Origin of the sequence: Mesorhizobium sp. YC-39 (assembly GCF_025753795.1) — a bacterium.
Classification (GTDB): Bacteria; Pseudomonadota; Alphaproteobacteria; order Rhizobiales; family Rhizobiaceae; genus Mesorhizobium.
The window spans coordinates 74690-94469 of the sequence record NZ_JAOWPS010000001.1 but is presented as its reverse complement, the minus strand read 5'-3'; the positions used below and the strand labels follow the sequence as shown (position 1 = coordinate 94469).

Here is a 19780-nt window from a genome sequence, read left to right as displayed (position 1 = left end):
TCTTTTCGAAAATCGCTTCCGATTTTCGGGCCGATGCGACAAAGCCAGCCATTCATTCACGTAGCGCCTGATCCAGATCCGCAATCAGATCATCACCATCCTCGATGCCGGCCGACAACCGCACCAGCGAATCCGAAATGCCGATCTCGGCGCGCTTCCCGGCCGGAATCGAGCCGTGCGTCATCAGCGCCGGGTGCTCGATCAGGCTTTCGACGCCGCCGAGGCTCTCGGCCAGCGTGAACAGCTGGGTGCGTTCGAGGAAGCGTTTGGTGCCGGCAAGGTCGCGGTCGAGATCGACGGAGATCATGCCGCCGAAGGCGTGCATCTGCCGCTTGGCGATATCGTGCTGCGGGTGGCTGGCGAGGCCGGGATAGATGACGCGGCGCACATCTTTCCGCGCCTCCAGCCACTTGGCGATCTTGAGGCCGTTGGCGGAATGGCGCTCCATCCTGAGCGCCAGGGTCTTGATGCCGCGCAGCGCCAAAAAGCTGTCGAACGGACCGGAGATGGCGCCGATGGCGTTCTGGAGGAATTTCAGGCGATCGGCGAGATCCTTGTTGTCGCCGACCACGGCGACGCCGCCGACCATGTCGGAATGGCCGTTGAGGTATTTCGTCGTCGAGTGGACGACAATGTCGATGCCAAGTTCCAGCGGCCGCTGCAGATAGGGGCTGCAGAAGGTGTTGTCGGCGACCGAGAGCAGATGCTTGCGCTTCGCCAGTGCCGCAACGCCTTCGAGGTCGACGATGCGCAGCAGCGGATTGGTCGGCGTCTCGACCCAGAGCAGTTTCGTCTCCGGCCGGATCGCCGCCTCGACTGCGGCCAAATCGGTGAAGTCGACAAAGCTGACCTGCAGATTGGCCGAGCGCTTGCGCACCCGCTCCATCAGGCGGAAGGAGCCGCCATAGATGTCGTCGGTGGCGACGATATGCGCACCGGAATCGAAGAGTTCGAGCACGGTGGCGATCGCCGCCAGGCCCGAAGCGAAAGCAAACGCGGCGGTGCCGCTTTCGAGATCGGCCACCGCGCGCTCGAAGGCGAAGCGGGTCGGGTTCTGGCTGCGCGCATATTCGAAACCCTTGTGCACGCCGGGCGACTGCTGGCCATAGGTCGAGGTGGCGTAGATCGGCACCATCACCGCGCCGGTCAGCGGGTCGTGGCTCTGGCCGCCATGGATGGTGCGCGTCGAGAAGGCCAGGCGGTTCCTGCCCGATATTGTTGCTTTGATGGTCATCGGGCGCGCCTCAGATGGTTGATCAGGTCGATGCGGGTAATCAGGCCGACGAACTCGTCGCCGTCGAAGATGATGGCGACTTCATTGCGGTCGAAGACCGGCAGCAGCGCGTCCAGCGTCTGGCTGGCCTGCAGCGTGTGCAAATTGGAGGTCATCGCGGTACGGACCGGAGCCTTGAAGCGATCCCAGCGGCTGTCATAGGGGCCGTCGACCTGGGCGAGGATGTCGCTTTCATCGACGATGCCGACCAGCTTGCCCTCGTCCAGCACCGGCAGCTGCGAAACGTCCGAGCGGCGCATGCGGCCATAGGCGTTGAGCAGACTTTCGTCGGGGCCGACATAGACCGTGTCGCCGGTGCGGTGCGAGCGCATCACCAGATCGCGCAGGTCGCCATGCTGCTCCTGCTCGGCAAGGCCCTGTTCGGCCAGCCAGAAATCGTCGAAAACTTTCGACAGATATTTGTTGCCGCTGTCGCAGACGAAGGTGACGACGCGCTTGGGCGTCGTCTGCTCGCGGCAATAGCGAAGTGCGGCCGACAGCAGCGTGCCCGACGACGAGCCGGCGAGGATGCCTTCCCTGGACAAGAGGTCTCGGACGGCCAGCATGCTCTGCTTGTCGGTGATGGAGTAGGCCTTTTTCACCAGCGACAGATCGGCATTGGGGGGCACGAAATCCTCGCCTATGCCTTCCACGGTCCAGCTGCCGGCCTCTTCCATCTTGCCGGTCTTGATCAGCGGCGCCAGCACCGAGCCGACCGGATCGGCAAGGATCATCTCGGTCTTCGGCGACACCTTGGCGAAGTAGCGGCCAAGCCCGGTCAGCGTGCCGCCGGAGCCGACGCCGACGACCACCGCGTCGACATCGCCTTCGAGCTGCTTGAATATCTCGGGGCCGGTGGTGGTCTCATGCGCCAGCGGATTGGCCGGGTTGGCGAACTGGTTGGCGTAGAAGGCGCCGGGCAATTCGGCGGCGATCTTTTCGGCCATGTCCTGATAATATTCGGCATGGCCCTTGCCAACATCGGAGCGGGTCATGCGAACTTCGGCGCCGAGCGCGCGCAGATGCTGGATCTTCTCGCGCGACATCTTGTCGGGCACGACCAGGATGATGCGATAGCCCTTGGGGATGCCGACCTGGGCGAGGCCCAGACCGGTATTGCCGGCGGTCGCCTCGACAATGGTGCCGCCGCGCTTCAGCTTGCCCTGTTTTTCGGCGGCGGCGATCATCGACAGCGCGATGCGGTCCTTGATCGAGCCGCCGGGATTCTGGCTTTCGAGCTTGATGAACAGCCGGCACTTGCCGGTGTCGAATTTGGTCAGCTCGACGACCGGCGTCTGGCCGATCAGGTCGAGCACCGATGCATAGGGCGGCCGCAGGCGCTGCAGGCTCCTGTCGGATGCGGCGGTCTTGTGCTCGCTCATATCAGATGCTCCATGGTAACAGGCGAGCGACCGCCTTTGGACAAGCCTACCGTCTTTTCCAGCCGTTTGCAGTCTGAAAGAAGATAGATCGTCCCAATCGACTGGCCAGATGAGGAATGAAATTCCGGTTTCGCACCTTCGTCATCCTCGGGCTTGACCCGAGGACCCATGCCGTGGCGTGGACCGAGGAATTCAGCGGTCCAGACCATCGCCATCCCACCAGCTCCGCCCAAACTGCTGTGACGCTCGCAGGTCACGGAATGGATCCCAGGGTCTCCGCGACGTCGCTTCGCTCCTGCTTCGCCCTAGGATGACGAAAGGAAGGGTAACCAAAGGAACCCTTTCAACCCAGCAGCCGCTTGCTCAACCTTGCGCACTGCACCCGAATATCGGGAATGGCGTCGATCTCGAAGAAGGTGCCGCGCGTCAGCGGTCCGACGGCGAGGATCTTGGCCGACACCGTTCCGTCGCTGGCGATGAGCTCGCAGTTGGCGGTCACGTCGAGGCCAAGGCGCAGCGGGTCCGGCCGGGCCAGGCCGCGGTCGACCAGCGAGCGCACCACGCTGTTCGACGTGGTCGAGATGTCCCTGGCGATGCCGGTGCAATCGTAGATGCGGGCGACTTCGAGCGTTTCGAGACGCTGCGTGTGGCGCGACTGGACCTCAACGATGAATGCCTCGCCCGCCGTGATGGTAACGATGCGCCCGGCGACAGGCCGGATGCGGCCCGCCTGCACGGCCTCGGTGACGCGGCCGTAGACTTCGGGGGCCATGCGATGGCGGTGGATGTCCCACCAGGCCTTGGTGTGCTCGACGAAACGGCGCTTGGCGGAAGCCGGCCAGTTCTGCCAGATCTTCTGGTTGAAAGGTCTCAGACCATCGACGACGTCGCGCCAGTCGATGCCGGCCTTCTGGTTTTCCCGGATCAGGTCGCGGAACCAGCCGACGAAATAGGAAAGCTGGGTGCCGAGCGGAATATCGGCGACGTCGAGCTTGATCGGATTGCCCTTGCGGTGCGGCGACGGCAGCAGGCCGCGCCTGGACAACGCGACGATCTCGCCGCGATGTCCGCGCTGTTCGAGCGACAGGAACGCATCGACCATGCTGAGGCCAGTGCCCAGCACCAAGACCCGGGCTTCCGGATCCAGCGGCGTGTCGGCCTCCGATCCCATCCTGATCGCGTGGCCCTGGCCGGCGCCCGGCTCCTCGTCATGTCCGGTGGCCAGCACGGCAAGGTGGGCGACCACGCTGGTGCCATTGGCCAGCGCCACCTCCACCCCGGATGGAGTGGGCGAAATCGACAGGCTCTCCTCGCGGATCAGCCGAAGGCGGCCCGTCTCGCGCTCTCGGGCCTCGAGCTCGTCCAGCAATTCCTTGAGGTAGCGGGCGTAGACGCTGCGTGGCGCATAGACCGGCGCCTGCTCTGATGTCGCCAGGCCGCGCTCGAGCAGCCAGCGCCAGAAATGCCTGATATCGTCGGCATAGGCGCTCATGCCGGCGGCGCTGACATTCAGCACATGCGCCGACAGCAACGTGGAATAGGCCATGCCCTGACCGAAATGCGGACGCTTCTCGATCAGCGTGACGCGCAGGTCGGGATTGGGCGATTTCAAGAGATGTGCGGCAAGCACGACGCCGCTGGCGCCGCCGCCGACAATGATAATTGAATTGGCGCGCCCGGTCATGTGCGCACCAGTCGTGTTAGCGATTGCCGCCTCAGGCCTGAATTTTGACCGCAACCGGAAGATCGTCGATGGCGATATCGCGCATCTCGGCAAGGCTGCGCTGGTCCAGCACCTCCGCGATCGCCTGCCGGACCTCCAGCATCAGATGACGGACTTGGCATGTCGCCTCGTTGCAATCTTCACAGCGCTGATACTGGGTGCGGCTGGCACAGGGGATCGGAGCAAGCGGACCGTCGAGCACGCGCACGACGTGGCCGACCATGATCTCATCGGCCGGCCGCGCCAGGCGATAACCGCCGTCCTTGCCCTTGCGGCTCTGGACGAAGCCGGCATTGCGCAATTCGCCGAGGATGGCGTCGAGAAACTTCTTCGGGATGTTGTTGCCGGCGGCGATATCGCCGACGAATGCGAGCTGCCCGGCCGGCAATTGCGCCAGGTGGACGAGCGCCTTGAGCCCGTACTTACCCTTTTTTGTGAGCATAAACCGAACGTTTCTCTGTCATGCAATGGCGGCGAGCCATCGGTTGCGAAACGCCTGGCACTCCGGTGCATCCCCGCCGCGTCCAAGCTGCCATGACACATAATTTCTAGTGACATGATATACAAGCCAATTGCAGTTGATTTTGCTTGGTTTTCAAGCCGTTGTGGCGATTTTAGGCCAGGCTTGTGACGCCGAGGCCACAGAAACACGGCTCGCATGCACCGAAGCATGTCGCCCGGAGCTGATGCCACGAGCGATCGCCGGGACACGGTGGGTATGGTCGCTCATCATCCTAAACTCCCTAATATCGATAAGAGTACTATAGTTATCGACGAAGACAGGGAATGAGGTTCCAATTCGTGGGCTGTTTGAAGCATGGATTTTTCGGCCATGGGCCTGATTGGGAATTCCAGTTCGCGCCGATTGTGGCCGGTCGCAACCGGTCAGCTTCGATCCTAAACTCCAAGGTCTGCCATAGATGCAGGGCGTCGCAGCGGCCCTATCCGCTTCGCCAGCCCGCCACCGATAGGTTTTTTCCACCAAACCCGCCACCGTTGGAAGGATTTAACTCTACAAGAACGATAGAATTAGCGGACTATGAAGGGCAATCCGGTTTTTCTCTTTTCACGGAGCCTTTCATGTCAACCATTTCGCGACGAATCATTCTCCTGTCGTCGGCAGCCCTTGCGGGCGCCGCCTTCCTCGGCCCGGCAGAGGCGCAAGATCTCAAAATCACCATCGGCTACCAGACGGTGGTCGAACCCTCGAAGGTGCCGCAGGCCGACGGCGCCTATGAGGCCGCGACCAAGGCGGCGATAGACTGGCGCAAATTCGATTCCGGCGCCGATGTCATCGCGGCGGTGGCTTCCGGTTCGGTCGATATCGGCTATGTCGGATCGAGCCCGCTGGCGGCGGCGGTCAGCCGCGAGCTGCCGATCCAGACCATCTTTGTCGTCGGCCTGATCGGCGAATCCGAAGCGCTGGTCGCCCGCAATGGTGCCGGCATCGAAAATGTCGCCGATCTTGCCGGCAAGAAGGTGGCGGTGCCGTTCGTCTCGACGACGCATTACAGCCTGCTCGCCGCGCTGAAGCATGAAGGCGTCGATCCGAAGTCGGTCGAGATCCTCAATCTCAGGCCGCCGGAAATCGCGGCCGCCTTCGCGCGCGGCGACATCGACGCGGCTTACGTCTGGGATCCGGCACTCGGCCAGATCAAGACCAGCGGCAAGATTGTGCTGGATTCCTCGCAAGTCGCCGCCTGGGGCGCGCCGACCTTCGACGCCTGGATCGTGCGGACTGACTTTGCCGAGAAGAACCCGGAAGCGGTGCGCGACTTCGTCAAGGTGACGGGGGCTGCCTACGCCGAGTTCCTGGCCAAGCCGGACGCCTGGTCGGTGTCGTCGCCGCAAGCGGCGAAGATCGCCAAGATCACCGGCGCCAAGCTGGAGGAAGTACCGCAACTGCTCAAGGGCTATGTCTTCCCGACGCTCGGAGAGCAGGCCTCGGACAAGTTCCTCGGCGGCGGCACGGTCAAGGCGATCGAGGCGACGTCCGCCTTCCTCAAGGAGCAAGGCAAGATCGACGCCGTGCTGCCCGACTATTCGAAATATGTGTCGTCGAAATATGTCAGCGAGGCGCTGGCTTCGAACTAACGCGCGGTTCTTCTTCCCTGACGCCGCGTGCTGCCTGCCCCGAACTGCTTACGAGGAGCCGTTTCGGGGCAGGCGGATTTTCTCAGAAGGTTCTGCGAGGCCACATGCCGCATCTCGTCCTCGATAAAGTCACTGTCCATTACGACGGCCAGCCGGCGCCGGCCGTCGAGCGCGTCTCGATCGACGTCGCCAAGGGTGACTTCGTCGTGCTGGTCGGCCGCTCCGGCTGCGGCAAGACCTCGCTGCTCAATGTCGCCGCCGGCTTGGTCGAGCCGGCGCGCGGCACTGCTGCGATCGGCGGCAAGCCGATCACCGCGCCGGGTTCGGACCGCGCCGTGGTGTTCCAGAACGACGCGCTGTTTCCATGGCTGACGGCGCGGGAAAATGTCGCCTTTGCGCTTCGGCTGCGCGGCATCCCGCCCGGCGAACGGGCACGCCGCGCCGACGAGCTTTTGGCGCTGGTGAAGCTCGACGGCGCCGGTGACAAGCGCATCTGGGAGCTTTCCGGCGGCATGCGCCAGCGGGTCGGGCTGGCCCGCGCCTTGGCCGCCGAACCCGAATTCCTGCTGCTCGACGAGCCGCTGGGCGCGCTCGACGCGCTGACGCGCGAGCGCATGCAGACGACGCTGCTCGATCTGTGGACCGCAAGCCCCATCGGCGTGCTGATGGTCACGCATGGCATCGAGGAAGCGCTGGTGCTCGCCACCAGCATCGTGGTGCTGGCGCCCGGGCCTGGGCGGGTGGTGCGGACCTTCGAGACCGGCTTCAGCCGGCGCTATGCATCAGGCGAAGCCATTCGCACCATCAAGGCCGACCCCGCTTTTGCCGCGGCCCGCGGCGAACTGACCGACGCTATCTTCGAGGGAGAGGCGGCGTGACGGTCACCTCCTACACCGAACGGCCAGTTGCCAAGGCCGGCGCCAAGCTTCCCAAGGTCAATGACGAGCCCGATGCGCTGTCGGTGCCATGGTCGCGGCCGCGTCCGAAACGCAGCCGGGTTTCGGCACGCGTTGTCAGCGCTATCACCATTCTGGTCGTGCTGGCGGCGTGGGCGCTGTCGGCCCGCCTGCAACTGGTGTCGCCGGTCTTTCTTCCGTCGCCCGCCGCCGTCTGGACCAAGTTCATTACGGTCGCCCGCGACGGTTTTGTCGACGCGACGCTCGCCCAGCATGTCGCCGCCAGCCTGGGCCGCGTGTTTGCGGCGCTGGTTGCAACCATTATCGTGGGTGTCCCAGTCGGGCTGGCCATCGGCATCAGCACGATCGGGCGCGGCATTTTCGATCCACTGCTGGAGTTCCTGCGGCCGATCCCGCCGCTTGCCTATCTGCCGCTGGTCGTCATCTGGTTCGGCATCGGCGAGCCGTCGAAGATCCTGGTGATTGCCATCGCCATGCTGGCGCCGGTGGCGCTGTCGACGGCAGCCGGCGTTCGCGGCGTCTCGCAGGAACGCATCAATGCGGCGCGCTCGCTTGGCGCGACGCGGGCGCAGCTTGTCCGGCATGTCATCCTGCCCAGCGCGCTACCCTCGATCCTGACCGGCTTGCGCATCGCGCTTGGCGCCGGCTGGTCGACGCTGGTCGCGGCCGAGCTGGTGGCGGCGGCACGCGGGCTTGGCTTCATGATCCAGTCGGCCGCCCAGTTCCTGGTCACCGATGTCGTGGTGATGGGGATATTGGTGATCGCGGCCATCGCCTTCGCGCTCGAATTCATCATCCGCCGGATCGAGCGCGTGCTGGTTCCCTGGGCGGGACGGGAATGAACAAAAGGAGAGACAGTGATGGACCATTCCACCGCAACGCTGTTTGCCTTTCTCGGCAGCCGGCTACACCCGATCCAGGCAAAGGACAGGAAGCCGCCTGAGGACGACGCCAGGTCGCCAGTGCCTGTCCAGTTGGATGCGGAGCGCAACCGCCTGCCGCCGCGCGACGAAAGTTTCTATTGGGCCTGGCAGTATTGGTCGCAGTGAGTGATGGCCGGCGCACGAACGCAGCGCCGCGGAATCCGCGCCGGCGATCCTTCGCGCCAGCAGCAGAAAATAAATCCAATTTCCCTGCCTAACTCGCAAGATTGTTCCTCTACTAAATTTATAGAACTACCTAGCCTTATCCCTCATCCAACGGCAGGGAACCCTTCCCGGCGCCGATCCGCATCGCAAGGAGAGGGATCATGTTCAAATTGACGAGACGCGTTTTCGGCATCGGCCTGCTGGCAGCGACCGTCGCCACATCCTTCGGCGCCGCCGCGCAGGAGCTCAAGGCGTTCAACATCGGCTACCAGAAGACCGGCCTGCCTGTCATCGCCAGGCAGCAGCAGGTCATCGAGAAGGCGCTGGGCGACAAGGGCGTCACCGTCAAATGGGTCGAGTTCACCGCCGGACCGCCGCTGGTGGAAGCGCTCAATGTCGGCGCCATCGATGTCGGCTGGACCGGCGATGCACCGCCGATCTTCGGTCAGTCGGCCGGCGCCAACATCGTTTATGCGGCGGCGCTGCCCTCCAACGGCGACGGCGAGGCGATCTTCGTCAAGCCGGCGTCGCCGATCCAGTCGGTTGCCGACCTCCGGGGCAAACGCGTCGGCGTCGGCAAGGGCACCAGCGCACACAATCTGCTGGTCGCCGCGCTGGAAAAGGCCGGCATCGCCTTCGACCAGATCACGCCGGTCTATCTCAGCCCGGCCGATGCGGCGGCCGCCTTCGCCAGCGACCAGATCGATGCCTGGACCGTCTGGGATCCGTTCTTCGCCATCGCCGAAACCCGCTACCAGCCGCGCGTGCTGGCCCGCTCCAGCGACGTGCTGAAGGTGAGCACCTATTTCCTCGCCAACAAGGATTTCGCCAAGGCGCACCCGGAAGTCCTCACCACGTCGATATCGGCGCTGGACGAAGCGGCGAAATGGGCGGACCAGAACCGCGACAAGGTGGCCGAGGCGCTGCATGAGGTGACCGGCGTGCCGCTCGATGCGCAGACGATCGCCGCCAACCGCTCAAAATTCGGCATCTACCCGATCACCGACGAGATTGTTGCCGGCCAGCAGGCGACGGCCGACCGCTTCTACAAGCTCGGGCTGATCCCGAAAGCGGTCAGGATCTCCGACGCCGTGTGGACCGCGCCGGGCAATTGATCCTTTGCCAGGTGGCGCCGGGTGAGAACGCCCGGCGCCATTGCCGTTTCCGATACATGATTTGAGGAAGCCCGCCATGAGTACTCCGGCCAGCCAGCAAACCGCGCCGCTCGATTTCTTCTGGTTCATCCCGACGCATGGCGACGGCTCTTATCTCGGCTCCGAAGAGCAGCAGCGGCCGCCGGAGTTCGGCTACTTCAAGGAAATCGCGCAGGCCGTCGACCGGCTCGGCTTTCCCGGCGTGTTGTTACCGACCGGCCAGAATTGCGAGGATTCCTGGATCACCGCCACAGGGCTCGCCACGCTCACCGAAAAGCTCAAATTCCTCGTTGCGCTCAGGCCAGGCGTGACGCTGCCGACCTTCGCCGCGCGCCAGACCGCGGCGCTCGACCGGCTGAGCAATGGCCGCCTGCTGCTCAATGTCGTGGTCGGCGGCAATCCGACCGAACTTGCCGGCGACGGCGTGTTCCTGGCGCATGACGAGCGCTATGCGCAGGCGCGTGAGTTCCTGACCATCTGGCGCGCGCTGGTGTCTGGCGAACGTGTCAATTTCGAGGGTAAGCATTATCGCGTCGAGAATGGCCGCCTCGACCTTCTGCCGCTGCAGGAGCGGCCGCCGCTCTATTTCGGCGGCTCGTCGGATGCCGGGCAAGAGCTCGCCGCCGATCTCGTCGACATGTACCTGACCTGGGGCGAGCCGCCGGCCCAGGTCGCCGAGAAACTCAATTCCGCACGCAACAAGGCGGCCTTGCGCGGCCGCAAGCTGCGCTTCGGCATCAGGCTGCACTTCATCGTCCGCGAGACGGAGGAAGAAGCCTGGCGCGCCGCCGACAGGCTGATCAGCCATGTCACCGATACCCAGATCGAGAATGCCCAGGCACGTTTCCTCAAGGAGATGGACTCGGTCGGCCAGCGGCGCATGGCCGAACTGCATGGCGGCCGCCGCGACAGGCTCGTCGTCTCGCCGAGCCTGTGGGCCGGCGTCGGGCTGGTGCGCGGCGGCGCCGGCACGGCGCTGGTCGGCACACCGGAGCAGATTGTCGAGCGCATCCGCGAATACCAGGCGATCGGCATCGACACGATCATCGGCTCCGGCTATCCGCATCTCGAAGAGGCCTACCGCGTCGCCGAGCTTCTGTTCCCGCGGCTTGGCCTCGGCACCAGGCGGCTTCAGGCGCACAAGGACATCGCCAACGAATTCTCGGTCGGCTTCCATGGCGCCAACCGCCTGCAGGCCTCGTCGTGAGCCTCCAGGCGTCAACCCTGGTCGCGCGCATCGGCAGGAACGGCATCGGCTGGGTGCTGCCGGTGCTGGTCATCGCCGGATGGGAGCTCGCCAGCCGCGCCGGCGTCATGCCGGCCAACGTGCTGCCGGCCCCGAGTGCCGTCGCCGAGGCGTTCTGGCGCCTGCTGCTTTCGGGCGAATTGATCCGCAATATCGGCGTCAGCACCGCACGGGCCTTATCGGGCTTTGCCATTGGCGGCTCGATCGGCTTCGCGCTCGGCCTTGCCAACGGACTGTCGCGGCTCAGCCGCGGCCTGACCGACACGACGCTGCAGATGATCCGCAACATTCCGCATCTGGCGCTGATACCGCTGGTCATCCTGTGGTTCGGCATCGACGAGGAAGCCAAGCTGTTCCTGGTGGCGCTCGGCGTGTTCTTTCCGATCTATGTCAACACGCTGCTCGGCATTCAAAGTGTCGACCCGCAACTGGTCGAGATGGGCCGGGTCTATGGAATGGATCGCCGGGCGCTGTTCTTCCGGGTCATTCTTCCAGGCGCGCTGCCGGCGATCTTCGTCGGGCTGCGCTACGCCTTGGGCATCATGTGGCTGACGCTGATCGTCGCCGAAACCATCTCGGCCAGTTCGGGCCTCGGCTACATGGCCATGCAGGCGCGCGAATTCCTGCTGATCGACGTCGTCGTTCTGTCGATCCTGATCTACGCGCTGCTCGGCAAGCTTGCCGACAGCTTCGCCCGCCTGCTCGAGCGGCTGTCGCTCGGCTGGCATCCCGCCTTCCAGAACGCCTGAGGTTGTCCCGATGCCAGCCGCCAGCCTCACCGCCATCCGCTCCTTCGTCGCCACGCCGCCTCCGTCCCGGCCGGCAGAACCCGTCGAGAGAAAGCGCGCCTTCGCCTTCAAGGGCGTTGAAAAACGCTTCGGCGACAAGATCGTGCTCGACGGCATCGATCTGGAGGTTCCCGCCGGGCAATTTCTTGCCGTCATCGGCAAGAGCGGCTGCGGCAAGAGCACGCTTTTGCGGCTTCTCGCCGGGCTTGACCGGCCGACGGCCGGATCGCTGACGTTTGGGACGGAAGAAGAAGGGCACAGCCGCACGCGCTTCATGTTCCAGGAGCCGCGGCTGTTGCCATGGGCCAGCGTGGTCCGGAATGTCGAGGTCGGACTGACCGGCATCGCCACGGGCGCTGAAGCCCGGCGGCGCGCATTGGACATTCTCGGCGAAGTCGGCCTCGCCGACCGTGCCGACGAGTGGCCGTCGGTGCTGTCCGGCGGCCAGAAGCAGCGCGTGGCGTTGGCCCGCGCGCTGATCGGCCACCCGCCGATTCTGGCGCTCGACGAGCCGCTGGGCGCGCTCGACGCCCTGACCCGGATCGAGATGCAGCAGCTTCTGGAACGCATCTGGCTCGCCCAGACATTCACCGCGGTTCTGGTCACGCATGACGTGGCCGAGGCCGTCGCGCTGGCCGACCGCGTCGTGGTGATCAGCGCTGGCCGGATCGCGCTCGATCTCGACGTGCCGGTGGCGCGGCCGCGCCGACGCGGCTCGGCCGAACTCGCCCGCCTGGAGGGCGAGATACTGGATCATCTCTTCGGCTAGCAAATGACCCAGAAAATCGGACGCGGTTCAACGCGGCCGATCAGATACGCGAACGATTCGCCCACACCAACCCCACCAGGCCGACCAGCGCGGTGACGATGCCGATATAGAGCCATTGCGACTGGCCGGTCATGAAGCTGCCCTGGACAAGGCCGATGCCTTGCAGCGACCACAGCACGCCGACGGCGAGCACGACCAGCGCCAGCAGGTTCTTGATCAATCTCGTCATTGGAAATCTCCTGTCCAAGTCGATCGTGGCTTAGTCGATCGCGTCCGCCATGACCGCGATGATATACGAAAGGAAAGCGATCCAATCGCACTCTTCTACATTGCTTTACTAACGTGCGATCTTGCCGAAGAAAGCCAGGATATCCACACGGATATCAGCCAAGACTCAAGGCAGAGCATTGGAAATCTCTGACAGACTGTTTCGTAGCGACTCCAAACGTGTGCTCTTGCCACGGAACTGCCGGATGCTTGCCGCATTTCCTGCCTTATTCGCCACCTAACGGCGCGGTTCTGTCAACGGAGCCTTTCCAAATGAAGAAGAACAACAAGACCGCGCTTGTCGCGGTAACGGTGGCGGCTGGCCTGATGGTCGGCGCATCCGCCTCCCCCGCCGCTGCCCAGTGCGGCCGTGCTTCCTGGTACGCGCTGCATTCAAAGACCGCTTCCGGCGAGCGTATGAATCCTTCGGCGCTGACCGCGGCGCACCGCAGCCTGCCCTTCGGCACCAGGCTGAAGGTGACCAACCGCAACAACGGCCGCAGCGTCGTTGTGCGCATCAACGATCGCGGCCCATTCATCAAGGGGCGCATGCTCGACCTGTCGAAGGGCGCCGCCAGCCGGCTCGGCTTCATCAGCTCGGGCCATACGTCGGTATGCATGGCACGCATCTGAGAGCCCGCCGGATACCATCCGGCGCCTTCGCAGCCGCACACTGAGCCGGCTCTCACCGTTCAAGGCGGATTCACAACGTGTTGGACGAAAGGATAAGCATAAGTCACGCGACATGACGTATTGCATTGCAGCAATTTGTTGCTAACCTCCCCGGCAGACATTTTAGGGTTCGGCGCTGCCCGTCGTCCTCTTGGTGCAGCAGCCGCGGGGTTCCGATGTTCTACCAGCTCTACGAACTGAACCACGCAGCCGTGCAGCCGGCGCGCCTTTATGCCGATGCGGTGCGCCTGCTCTACACCAACCCGCTCAATCCGTTTTCACACACGCATTGGGGCCGTTCGGTCGCCGCGGCGGCCGAATTGTTCGAACGCACCACGCGCCGCTACGGCAAGCCGCAGTTCGGCCTGGCGAAGACGGTCGTCGACTGGAAGAATGTCGACGTGACCGAAAAAACCGTCTGGTCGCGGCCTTTCTGCAATCTGGTCCGTTTCGAGCGGGCCGTTCCCGCCGGGCGCCGGCCTGACCCGAAGCTGCTGATCGTGGCGCCGATGTCCGGCCACTACGCAACGCTTTTGCGCGGCACGGTCGAGGCGATGCTGCCTCACGCCGATGTGCACATCACCGACTGGGTCGACGCCCGCATGGTGCCGCTCAGCGAGGGCAGCTTCGACCTCGACGACTATATCGATTACATCGTCGACATGCTGCATGCGCTAGGCCCCGACACCCATGTCATGGCGGTGTGCCAGCCTTCGGTGCCGGTGCTGGCGGCGGTGGCGCTGATGGAAACGCGGGGCGACCCGTTCGTTCCCTCGACGATGACGCTGATGGGCGGGCCGATCGACACGCGCCGCAATCCGACCGCGGTCAACCTTCTGGCCGAGGAAAAGGGCATCGACTGGTTCCGCGACAATGTCATCCTGCAGGCGCCCTGGCCGGTGCCGGGCTTCGGCCGCGAGGTCTATCCCGGCTTCCTCCAGCTCTCGGGCTTCATGAGCATGAATCTCGACCGCCACATCATCGCCCACAAGGACTTCTTCATGCATCTGGTGAAGCATGATGGCGACAATGCCGAGAAGCACCGCGATTTCTATGACGAATATCTGGCGGTGATGGACCTGACGGCGGAGTTCTACCTGCAGACCGTCGACACCGTGTTCGTCCGCCATGCCCTGCCCAAGGGCGAGATGACACATCGCGGCGTGGCAATCGATCCGTCTGATATCCGCAATGTCGCCCTGTTCACGGTCGAGGGCGAGAACGACGATATTTCCGGTCTCGGCCAGACGAAGGCGGCGCACGATCTGTGCGTCAACATCCCCGCCGACAGGCATGCCCACTACATGCAGCCGGCGGTCGGCCACTACGGCGTCTTCAACGGCTCGCGCTTCCGCTCCGAAATCGTGCCGCGCATCGTCGACTTCATCACCAGCTATGGCCGCCAGACCCGCGTTGCGGCGAAACCGAGGCTGGTGCGCGCCACCAAGCGATAGGCCAAGGGGCGGCAGGTCGGGCGGCAGGCTGTTGCACAATAGCCGCTTTTTCGGCCATGCCGGTAACCATGTCAAAATTCTCGCCGTTTGCATAATTGACACGGAGTGTAAATCGCCCTTAACGTTTCGTTAACAACAAAGGGACGAGCGGGGACAATGATTTCCTCAAGGGTGGCGAGACAGCTGCGCCGGTGCGTTGTAGCCGGGCTGGCGATTTCGGGAGGTTGGGCGACGGCGGCTCTGGCGGCCAGTCCAATGGTGACCGGTGGTCCGACATCGCAACCGATCGGTCATTACGATTTCTGCAAGGCCAATCCGGGCGAGTGCTCGATCCGCCCGGCTGATCTCAACCCCGCCGCAATGACCGGCTCGCTCTGGCGCAAGATGATCGGCGTCAATGACAGGGTCAACGCCGCCGTCAAGCCGGAGAGCGACTTTGAGATCTACGGCAAGGACGAGGTCTGGGCCTATCCTGACAAGGGCGTCGGCGACTGCGAGGACTATGTCCTGGAAAAGCGCCGCGAGTTGAACCGCCTCGGCGTGTCGTTCGCCGACCTGCTGATGACCGTCGTGCGCAAGTCCGACGGCGAGGGCCACGCGGTGCTGACGGTGCGCACCACCAAGGGCGACTACATCCTCGACAATCTGAACACCAAGGTCCTGTCATGGGACCAGACCGGTTACCGTTTCCTCAAGCGGCAGGCAATCGACAATACCGGCCGCTGGGTCTCGATCCGTGGTGGCCAGCAGGTTCTGGTCGGCTCGGTCCAGTAGTTTAAGCGGAGCTAACGCGAAGAGCGGAGCGCAGACCCTGCGATCCATGCCATAGCTGTCAGCTACTGGCATACGTAGCGATCCTTCCCACCCCCCTCTGCCCTGCCGGGCAACCACGTTCTACAGCCTCGGTTCAAGCGCTGACCCCCTGAAAAAATTTTCGCATTCTCCGTGAACCAAATCGTCTTGGCCAACGACACATGGCCGTAGATGGAAAACACAACCCACGGAGAATTCAGATGACTGCACTTTTGCGAAATACCCTTCTCGCCGCCATCGCGGTATTGTCGCTGGCCGGATCCGCTTTGGCCGACCAGACCGTCAGCTGTGGCAAGACCTCGACCAACGACCTGTGGAGCGGCCGCTGTTGCGGCGAAGGCGACGCGAACTGCCTGGGCGGTGGAAACGGCGGTCGCGACCATGGCGATCGTGGTGGTCGTGGCGGCCAGGCCGGCGCAAAGTAATCCCGCCACATGCCCGCTGGCTCCCCGCCGGCGGGCATCGCTTTATTGTGGAGCGAGTGTCTGCGCCACAGTGCAGGCGAACTCGCGCCCCCTGGCGTCATCGTCTGCTTAAGCCCGTCGGCCAAGTGCTGCGCGGATCGATGCGGTGATGCGGCGAAGCTCCGCTTCGTCCAGTTTTTCGATGTTTTCGGCCAGAAGATTGGCAAGCTCGGTGGCGGCGGGCGTCAGGCCCGACGTGTCGAGCTTCACGCGCGGATGCGAGCTCTCGGCCAGCCGCGCCAACTCCTCCGCATCGTCCCAGATGATGTTGAAATAGCCGATGATCTTCTGGATCAGCGTCCAGGTCGGCGCGCCGCGGCGGCCATGCTCCAGCGCCGACAGATAGGCGGCGCTGACGCCGATCGCCTCGGCCATGGCCTTCTGGCTGACGCCGCGTTCGCCGCGCAGTTGGCGCAGCTTTTCGCCGAACGGGGTCACAGTTGCGTCCTCATGAGGCCTCTCCTCATATAGAGCAGTTCACCGGTTCACGGAACGCCGAACCGCTCTAATCTCTTTTTTTGCGCAATTCCGGACGGAAAACCGTTTCACACTTTTCCTGGAATTGCCTAGCGCACCCGCCGCAAGCGGACATAGAGCGCGCCCGAACCGCCATGATTGCGCGCGGCATGGTCGTGGCTGGAGACGAGTGGCCTGAATGCGGGCGTCGACAGCCAGGCCGGCACGGCGCGCCGCAAAACGCCGTCGCCGCCCGAGGACGACCCCTTGCCGGTGATCACCAGCACATAGCGGATGCCGCCGGCATGCGCCCGGTGCAGGAAGGAAAACAACAGCGAATAGGCTTCGTCCTGGGTCAGGCCATGCAGGTCGACGCGGCCTTCGATGGGCAGCCGGCCCTTGGACAGTTTGTCCAGCGTCGGTTCGTCGAGCGCATGCGAAACATGCTGCGTCTTGGGTTTTGGCGTGCCGGCCAGGGTGGCTGCAGCTGGAGCCGGCGGCGAGGCTGGCTTGGCTTCAACGCCGAAGTCCGGGATGTCGACGGCGGTTCGGCCCTTCAACGGCTTGGCCGTGCGCGCCACAAGGTTCCACAGGACGCGGTCGTCCTCGCTCAGCCGGTCGCTGCGGCGGGTCACGACACCGCCCCCGAAACGAGTTGGCGCGGGATCAGCGCATAAAAGTCGGCGGCGTTGCGAACGACGCCGGCGATCTCGCCGGCGGCATCGCCCGATCCGGCGAACAGGTCGCCGCGAGCGGGTCCGGTGATGGCCGAGCCGGTGTCCTGCGCAATCATCAGCCGCCGGAACGGTTTTTTGCCGAAAGCCATCAGCGATGGTGCGTCGATGTAGAAGGGCGTGCCGAATGTGTGGAGCAGGCGGTCGACCGCGACCGAGCGGCCCGGCGTCAGCGGCACTTTGGCGGCGGCGATCGGGCCGAGCTCCAGGTCTTCGACAGCCGCCTCGCGAAAGAAAATATAGGAACGGTTCTGCCACAGGATCTCGTCGACACGGTCCGGATGCGCCTTGAACCAGGCGCGGATCGACTGCATCGTCACCTTTTCCAACGGGATTTCGCCTGATGCAGCCAGGATCTTGCCAGCTCCGGTAAAGCGCTGGCCGGATTTGGCGGCATAGGTGACGCGGCAAAGCCGGCCGTCGGTCATGGCGAGCCGCGCGGATCCCTGCACATGGATGAAGAAGGCGTCGACCTTGTCGGCGAGCCAGGCGATTTCCAGGGCTTTGTCCCGCAGCGCACCACGTTCGATCTCGCCGCGGTCGAAATACTCGATCGGTCCGGCCGGCGTTTCGCGGCCGAAGGCGAGATAGGGATCCATGCCGGAAGGCCGGTTGGCGTCATCGATATCGATGAGATCCGCCGGGCGGGACAGCAGCGGCACGACAAATCGTTCGGTGCGGACCGGCGAGGCCTCGACCACGGGTTCATAGAAGCCGGTGACGAGGCCCGCGCGGCCGTCTTCCGAAGCTATATGTGCCGGAACAAAATTGCGCTCGAAGAAGTCCCGCGCCTGCTTCCGATTCGAAAATGGGGACCGATTCGCCGGCGAAACGGCACGCGCTTCCGCATAGGCCTGGGCAAAGGCGCTGAAATCGACACCGAGGGTGCCGGAGCGATAGGGCCTGGTCAGGACATGGAAGGCCGAGCGGCGAAGGGCGACGAAGGCGGCAAGATGGTCGTCCTCGGTCCAGCCGGGCAGCTCATCGAAAGTTTTTTCGCTGAAGGCCGGGGATAGCGACACGACAGTCCGCCGCTGCCAAGCTCAATCTTCTTCTTCGGTGGCGACGAGCTTCCAGTTCGGATCGCGCGAGCGGGTGTCGCGGGCGAAGGTCCAGACATCCTTGACCTCGGCGACGGTCTCGGGATCGCCGTCGATGACCGCACCGGCCTTGTCGCGGGTCGCCGAAATCAGTTCGCTGACGATGCGCAGGGTGATATGCGCCTCGCCGCCCTTCATCTCGGCGGAAACGATGTCGGCCTTGTCAATGCCGACGAAGGAGGACTGGATCTTTTCCGATTTCGCCTCGCGTTCGCCGATTGCCGCGACAAAACCGTCATAGACCTCGCGCGACAACAGGTTCTTCAGCGTTTTGCGGTCGCCGTCGGCATAAGCCATGACGATCATCTCATAGGCCATCTTGGCGCCATCGACGAAGGTCTTCGGCTCGAATGTCGGATCATTGTCCTTGATCGTCCGCAGGCCCTTGTTGAGATCGGTGTCGGGCTTGGCGAAGGCGTCTATCGCCGCATAAATGTCGCCCGCCGGCTCTCCCGGCGCCCGCTTGCGCGGCAGCGAGACCACGTTCTCGGGCTTCTGGGCGGCGTCCTTATCCGTACGGCTTGCCGTATAGGGATCGAAGGGCGGGCGTTCGCTGCCAGTCCGGCGGCCGAGCACGTTACGCAGCTGGAAAAAGATCACCACCGCCGCGATCAGAAAGAAAATCGTGCCGAAGTCGAAGAATCCCATATCTTCCGCCAATCAATCCCTACTCCGGCCGGACCGCGCACCAAGCAAGAGCGGCGGTCGCATAGCGTTCAACATCCAAAGCATATAGAACGCAAGCTGCAATCATTCAAATCAAAGGCAGGCATACCTATCTAACAGGCCCAGTGCCAGCGGCGATTGCCCGCCGGCCGGCAAAACACGGAAACGATCGGTCAAGACTTGCGCATTTCGCTGTTCCCCCTCTTCCTGCTGGCGCTCCCGCTGCTGGAGATCGCAGGTTTCGTCGTTGTCGGCCGCCAGGTCGGCGCGCTGGCGACGGTCGGGCTGGTGCTGGCTTCGAGCGTGGCGGGCATGCTGCTGCTCCGGCACCAGGGCTTTGGCGTCATGGCGCGCGTGCGTGCCGAAATGGACGCCGGACGCGACCCAAGCCGCCAGCTGGCGCATGGCGCCATGATCGTGCTGGCCGCCATCCTGCTCATCATCCCTGGCTTCATCACCGATATTTTCGCCATTCTGTTGCTGCTGCCAATGGTTCGCGATCTCGCCTGGCGGATGCTGAAAGGCCGCATCGTGCTGGCGACCGATTTCGGCGCCGGCGGGTTCCGGACCCGCCCCCGCGACAAGGTCATCGACCTGGACGACGGCGATTATTCGCGGGAGGACGATTATTCGCGCGGCCCCGATCACAATTCTCCCTGGCGCCGCCTCAAGGACGAATAGCGCCTGCAAAACTTGTCTTGTCATGCCGACCATGGTAGC

At 64.0% G+C, this 19780-nt stretch carries 23 protein-coding genes; 13 read left to right on the top strand and 10 right to left on the bottom strand.

The window, feature by feature from the left end:
* Positions 1-52 precede the first annotated feature (52 nt).
* From OHD62_RS00455 to OHD62_RS00435, 5 genes are all read right to left on the bottom strand, one after another.
* Positions 53-1234 carry a cystathionine gamma-synthase gene (locus OHD62_RS00455; RefSeq protein ID WP_263780235.1) on the bottom strand — a complete coding sequence of 394 codons (1182 nt, stop codon included), beginning with the start codon at positions 1232-1234 and terminating at the stop codon, positions 53-55.
* Positions 1231-2655 (bottom strand): pyridoxal-phosphate dependent enzyme, encoded by a 1425-nt coding sequence (locus OHD62_RS00450; protein WP_263780234.1) that lies wholly within the window; start codon positions 2653-2655, stop codon positions 1231-1233. Before OHD62_RS00450 ends, OHD62_RS00455 begins: the two co-directional genes overlap by 4 nt.
* Positions 2652-2870 carry a hypothetical protein gene (locus tag OHD62_RS00445; RefSeq protein WP_263780233.1) on the bottom strand — a complete coding sequence of 73 codons (219 nt, stop codon included), beginning with the start codon at positions 2868-2870 and terminating at the stop codon, positions 2652-2654. Before OHD62_RS00445 ends, OHD62_RS00450 begins: the two co-directional genes overlap by 4 nt.
* Before the next feature lie 128 nt (positions 2871-2998).
* Entirely contained in the window at positions 2999-4339 is a 1341-nt protein-coding gene (locus tag OHD62_RS00440) for an FAD/NAD(P)-binding protein (protein WP_263780232.1), read from the bottom strand.
* A gap of 31 nt (positions 4340-4370) precedes the next feature.
* Positions 4371-4820, bottom strand: a complete 450-nt coding sequence (locus OHD62_RS00435; RefSeq protein ID WP_263780231.1) for an RrF2 family transcriptional regulator — start codon at positions 4818-4820, stop codon at positions 4371-4373.
* Positions 4821-5458: 638 nt separating this feature from the next.
* Here OHD62_RS00435 and tauA point away from each other — a divergent pair.
* The 8 genes from tauA to OHD62_RS00395 all read left to right on the top strand — a co-directional run bounded on the left by tauA (position 5459) and on the right by OHD62_RS00395 (position 12434).
* Positions 5459-6472: a taurine ABC transporter substrate-binding protein gene (gene tauA, locus OHD62_RS00430; RefSeq protein WP_263780230.1), complete on the top strand. Its 1014-nt coding sequence runs from the start codon at positions 5459-5461 to the stop codon at positions 6470-6472.
* 104 nt (positions 6473-6576) lie between these two features.
* A complete protein-coding gene (locus OHD62_RS00425; protein WP_263780229.1) occupies positions 6577-7350 on the top strand; it encodes a taurine ABC transporter ATP-binding protein in 774 nt (257 codons plus the stop codon).
* The gene (locus OHD62_RS00420) at positions 7347-8231 is read left to right on the top strand and encodes an ABC transporter permease subunit (RefSeq protein ID WP_263780228.1); all 885 of its coding nucleotides are present in this window, start codon (positions 7347-7349) and stop codon (positions 8229-8231) included. Before OHD62_RS00425 ends, OHD62_RS00420 begins: the two co-directional genes overlap by 4 nt.
* A gap of 18 nt (positions 8232-8249) precedes the next feature.
* On the top strand, positions 8250-8438 hold the full coding sequence (locus OHD62_RS00415; RefSeq protein WP_263780227.1) for a hypothetical protein: 189 nt from the start codon (positions 8250-8252) through the stop codon (positions 8436-8438).
* 200 nt (positions 8439-8638) lie between these two features.
* On the top strand, positions 8639-9592 hold the full coding sequence (locus OHD62_RS00410; protein ID WP_263780226.1) for a sulfonate ABC transporter substrate-binding protein: 954 nt from the start codon (positions 8639-8641) through the stop codon (positions 9590-9592).
* Between the two features lie 76 nt (positions 9593-9668).
* Positions 9669-10838: an FMNH2-dependent alkanesulfonate monooxygenase gene (gene ssuD / locus OHD62_RS00405; RefSeq protein ID WP_263780225.1), complete on the top strand. Its 1170-nt coding sequence runs from the start codon at positions 9669-9671 to the stop codon at positions 10836-10838.
* A gap of 17 nt (positions 10839-10855) precedes the next feature.
* Positions 10856-11626, top strand: a complete 771-nt coding sequence (locus tag OHD62_RS00400; protein ID WP_412177350.1) for an ABC transporter permease subunit — start codon at positions 10856-10858, stop codon at positions 11624-11626.
* 10 nt (positions 11627-11636) lie between these two features.
* Positions 11637-12434 carry an ATP-binding cassette domain-containing protein gene (locus tag OHD62_RS00395; protein WP_263780223.1) on the top strand — a complete coding sequence of 266 codons (798 nt, stop codon included), beginning with the start codon at positions 11637-11639 and terminating at the stop codon, positions 12432-12434.
* Positions 12435-12474: 40 nt separating this feature from the next.
* On the opposite strand, the gene OHD62_RS00390 is transcribed toward OHD62_RS00395, so the two are convergent.
* Positions 12475-12663 carry a hypothetical protein gene (locus tag OHD62_RS00390; protein WP_263780222.1) on the bottom strand — a complete coding sequence of 63 codons (189 nt, stop codon included), beginning with the start codon at positions 12661-12663 and terminating at the stop codon, positions 12475-12477.
* A 311-nt stretch (positions 12664-12974) separates the two neighbouring features.
* Between OHD62_RS00390 and OHD62_RS00385 the strand changes: the two genes are divergently transcribed.
* The 4 genes from OHD62_RS00385 to OHD62_RS00370 all read left to right on the top strand — a co-directional run bounded on the left by OHD62_RS00385 (position 12975) and on the right by OHD62_RS00370 (position 16065).
* Entirely contained in the window at positions 12975-13334 is a 360-nt protein-coding gene (locus OHD62_RS00385) for a septal ring lytic transglycosylase RlpA family protein (RefSeq protein ID WP_263780221.1), read from the top strand.
* A 215-nt stretch (positions 13335-13549) separates the two neighbouring features.
* Positions 13550-14827, top strand: a complete 1278-nt coding sequence (locus OHD62_RS00380; RefSeq protein WP_263780220.1) for a polyhydroxyalkanoate depolymerase — start codon at positions 13550-13552, stop codon at positions 14825-14827.
* 156 nt (positions 14828-14983) lie between these two features.
* On the top strand, positions 14984-15601 hold the full coding sequence (locus OHD62_RS00375) for a transglutaminase-like cysteine peptidase (RefSeq protein WP_263780219.1): 618 nt from the start codon (positions 14984-14986) through the stop codon (positions 15599-15601).
* Positions 15602-15840: 239 nt separating this feature from the next.
* Positions 15841-16065: a hypothetical protein gene (locus OHD62_RS00370; protein WP_263780218.1), complete on the top strand. Its 225-nt coding sequence runs from the start codon at positions 15841-15843 to the stop codon at positions 16063-16065.
* A 108-nt stretch (positions 16066-16173) separates the two neighbouring features.
* On the opposite strand, the gene OHD62_RS00365 is transcribed toward OHD62_RS00370, so the two are convergent.
* From OHD62_RS00365 to OHD62_RS00350, 4 genes are all read right to left on the bottom strand, one after another.
* Complete coding sequence (locus tag OHD62_RS00365; protein ID WP_263780217.1) at positions 16174-16542, bottom strand: helix-turn-helix domain-containing protein; 369 nt, start codon at positions 16540-16542, stop codon at positions 16174-16176.
* Between the two features lie 128 nt (positions 16543-16670).
* The gene (locus OHD62_RS00360) at positions 16671-17195 is read right to left on the bottom strand and encodes a Smr/MutS family protein (RefSeq protein ID WP_263780216.1); all 525 of its coding nucleotides are present in this window, start codon (positions 17193-17195) and stop codon (positions 16671-16673) included.
* Positions 17192-18316: a murein transglycosylase A gene (locus OHD62_RS00355; RefSeq protein ID WP_263780215.1), complete on the bottom strand. Its 1125-nt coding sequence runs from the start codon at positions 18314-18316 to the stop codon at positions 17192-17194. Before OHD62_RS00355 ends, OHD62_RS00360 begins: the two co-directional genes overlap by 4 nt.
* Positions 18317-18337: 21 nt before the next feature.
* Entirely contained in the window at positions 18338-19042 is a 705-nt protein-coding gene (locus OHD62_RS00350) for a Tim44/TimA family putative adaptor protein (protein WP_263780214.1), read from the bottom strand.
* A 198-nt stretch (positions 19043-19240) separates the two neighbouring features.
* On the opposite strand from OHD62_RS00350, the gene OHD62_RS00345 reads away from it, so the two are divergent.
* Complete coding sequence (locus OHD62_RS00345; RefSeq protein WP_263780213.1) at positions 19241-19741, top strand: FxsA family protein; 501 nt, start codon at positions 19241-19243, stop codon at positions 19739-19741.
* Positions 19742-19780 lie beyond the last annotated feature (39 nt).

Excerpts from the sequence above, each read along its gene's own strand:
- OHD62_RS00455 (WP_263780235.1), bottom strand. The coding sequence starts at position 1,234 with ATGACCATCAAAGCAACAATATCGGGCAGGAACCGCCTGGCCTTCTCG.
- OHD62_RS00450 (WP_263780234.1), bottom strand. The coding sequence starts at position 2,655 with ATGAGCGAGCACAAGACCGCCGCATCCGACAGGAGCCTGCAGCGCCTG.
- OHD62_RS00445 (WP_263780233.1), bottom strand. The coding sequence starts at position 2,870 with ATGGCGATGGTCTGGACCGCTGAATTCCTCGGTCCACGCCACGGCATG.
- OHD62_RS00440 (WP_263780232.1), bottom strand. The coding sequence starts at position 4,339 with ATGACCGGGCGCGCCAATTCAATTATCATTGTCGGCGGCGGCGCCAGC.
- OHD62_RS00435 (WP_263780231.1), bottom strand. The coding sequence starts at position 4,820 with ATGCTCACAAAAAAGGGTAAGTACGGGCTCAAGGCGCTCGTCCACCTG.
- tauA (WP_263780230.1), top strand. The coding sequence starts at position 5,459 with ATGTCAACCATTTCGCGACGAATCATTCTCCTGTCGTCGGCAGCCCTT.
- OHD62_RS00425 (WP_263780229.1), top strand. The coding sequence starts at position 6,577 with ATGCCGCATCTCGTCCTCGATAAAGTCACTGTCCATTACGACGGCCAG.
- OHD62_RS00415 (WP_263780227.1), top strand. The coding sequence starts at position 8,250 with ATGGACCATTCCACCGCAACGCTGTTTGCCTTTCTCGGCAGCCGGCTA.
- OHD62_RS00410 (WP_263780226.1), top strand. The coding sequence starts at position 8,639 with ATGTTCAAATTGACGAGACGCGTTTTCGGCATCGGCCTGCTGGCAGCG.
- ssuD (WP_263780225.1), top strand. The coding sequence starts at position 9,669 with ATGAGTACTCCGGCCAGCCAGCAAACCGCGCCGCTCGATTTCTTCTGG.
- OHD62_RS00395 (WP_263780223.1), top strand. The coding sequence starts at position 11,637 with ATGCCAGCCGCCAGCCTCACCGCCATCCGCTCCTTCGTCGCCACGCCG.
- OHD62_RS00390 (WP_263780222.1), bottom strand. The coding sequence starts at position 12,663 with ATGACGAGATTGATCAAGAACCTGCTGGCGCTGGTCGTGCTCGCCGTC.
- OHD62_RS00385 (WP_263780221.1), top strand. The coding sequence starts at position 12,975 with ATGAAGAAGAACAACAAGACCGCGCTTGTCGCGGTAACGGTGGCGGCT.
- OHD62_RS00380 (WP_263780220.1), top strand. The coding sequence starts at position 13,550 with ATGTTCTACCAGCTCTACGAACTGAACCACGCAGCCGTGCAGCCGGCG.
- OHD62_RS00375 (WP_263780219.1), top strand. The coding sequence starts at position 14,984 with ATGATTTCCTCAAGGGTGGCGAGACAGCTGCGCCGGTGCGTTGTAGCC.
- OHD62_RS00370 (WP_263780218.1), top strand. The coding sequence starts at position 15,841 with ATGACTGCACTTTTGCGAAATACCCTTCTCGCCGCCATCGCGGTATTG.
- OHD62_RS00350 (WP_263780214.1), bottom strand. The coding sequence starts at position 19,042 with ATGGGATTCTTCGACTTCGGCACGATTTTCTTTCTGATCGCGGCGGTG.